The organism is Neisseria sp. P0021.S006 (assembly GCF_051956895.1).
The window spans coordinates 1-1,884 of record NZ_JBQCWZ010000217.1 but is presented as its reverse complement, the minus strand read 5'-3'; the positions used below and the strand labels follow the sequence as shown (position 1 = coordinate 1,884).

Annotated in this window: 2 protein-coding genes; both read left to right on the top strand. The window is 50.3% G+C overall.

Going from position 1 to position 1,884, the window contains the following annotated elements; all coding sequences use genetic code 11:
- Positions 1–208 precede the first annotated feature (208 nt).
- Complete coding sequence (locus ACTHUM_RS12705; protein WP_440403024.1) at positions 209–448, top strand: hypothetical protein; 240 nt, start codon at positions 209–211, stop codon at positions 446–448.
- A gap of 519 nt (positions 449–967) precedes the next feature.
- On the top strand, positions 968–1,162 hold the full coding sequence (locus ACTHUM_RS12700; RefSeq protein ID WP_440403023.1) for a hypothetical protein: 195 nt from the start codon (positions 968–970) through the stop codon (positions 1,160–1,162).
- Positions 1,163–1,884 lie beyond the last annotated feature (722 nt).

The window sequence follows — 1,884 nt, the reverse complement described above, 5'->3', positions numbered from 1 at the left end:
TTTTCAGACGGCATTGTTATTGATTAACCTTTATAACTTGCTTCTAATATCCTCTACTGCTTTCACTAAGGCCTCGGAAAGCGAAGGATCAAAAGAAGAGCGGCCTGCTTGGACGATATTTGAACACACAGCCTCCCGAAGGCTGCTGACGGGATAGGTCGGCATAAAGTTTGTAGCTGCTAGAGTTTTAACACACAGCGACCCGAAGGTGGCTGTCAAGCTTTTCCAAGGTTGCTTTAGCATCATGGGCGGTTTCAACACACAGCCACCTGAAGGTGGCTGGACGGTTGGAAATCACGATCATATCGCCCTTGCGGTTTCAACACACAGCCGCCCGAAGGTGGCTGGGTTCACGCGCATCGGCACGCGCCTGATGCGCGAAGTTTCAACACACAGCCGCCTGAAGGCGGCTGACTCTATAAGCTGGTTAATTTGCTGCAACAATTAAAAGTTTCAACACTCAGCCGCCTGAAGGCGGCTGATTGTCTTTTGCGGTTGTTCTTTAGAGGAATCACAAGTTTCAACACACAGCCGCCTAAAGGCGGCTGGGGGGATATATTGCGCATGTATAAACCCTATACTAAGTTTCAACACACAGCCGCCTAAAGGCGGCTGGCTTATATTGCTGATACGCAAAGCACTGAAGCAACTTGTTTCAACACACAGCAGCCCGAAGGCGGCTGGTTGTACGCAATCTCGTTTCAAAACATACACACCTTGTTTCAACACACAGCAGCCCGAAGGCGGCTGGGTCACTGGCCACATCTGCTTATGCTGCTTTGCCTGTTTCAACACACAGCAGCCCGAAGGCGGCTGGCAAACCATAGCGAGTTGACAAACCAATTTTTTGAGTGTTTCAACACACAGCAGCCCGAAGGCGGCTGGGTAAAGTGTCTTTATGCAAAGCATCATAATCAAAGTTTCAACACACAGCAGCCCGAAGGCGGCTGGACGAAGGAACTTGAAAATGAAACATACCGACGAAGTTTCAACACACAGCAGCCCGAAGGCGGCTGGGTATGGCCATAATGGCGGAGTTCAGTTAATTCTTGTTTCAACACACAGCAGCCCGAAGGCGGCTGGATCAGCCTTTCTTAACGGGTTGAAAACCGATAACGTTTCAACACACAGCAGCCCGAAGGCGGCTGGGAATCATGAATAAGGAGCATCTCCAATGAAAAAGGTTTCAACACACAGCAGCCCGAAGGCGGCTGGATTCCGCCTGCGCGTAAACCGACATTTCCCAAGGGTTTCAACACACAGCAGCCCGAAGGCGGCTGGCCGGCTTAGTCGATAAAGCTGCTTTCGAGCATTTGTTTCAACACACAGCAGCCCGAAGGCGGCTGGGATTTTTGTAATGCGTATTCAGGCTATCTTGTTGCTGTTTCAACACACAGCAGCCCGAAGGCGGCTGGCGTTATCCGGGCCAAGTTGGTAACAGCTTTTATAGTTTCAACACACAGCAGCCCGAAGGCGGCTGGACAAATCAGCTATGAACCGCTCTGCGTTTTTATGGTTTCAACACACAGCAGCCCGAAGGCGGCTGGGTAAGTGAAATTATGAGTAAGGAGAATCTCCAATGTTTCAACACACAGCAGCCCGAAGGCGGCTGGATATCTCTTAACTGCCGACCTTTGCACCATTTTGGTTTCAACACACAGCAGCCCGAAGGCGGCTGGGCGGGATTATCCAGGCTCGTTACACACTTATACCAAGTTTCAACACACAGTAGCCCGAAGGTGGCTGGGGGATTATCCAGGCTTGTTACACATTTATACCAAGTTTCAACACACAGCAGCCCGAAGGTGGCTGGGGGGTTATCAAGGTGTGGAAAACATTTCTGCCAAGTTTCAAGACACAGTAGCTGTACAGTAGATATATGTG

Excerpts from the sequence above, each read along its gene's own strand:
- ACTHUM_RS12700 (WP_440403023.1), top strand. The coding sequence starts at position 968 with ATGAAACATACCGACGAAGTTTCAACACACAGCAGCCCGAAGGCGGCT.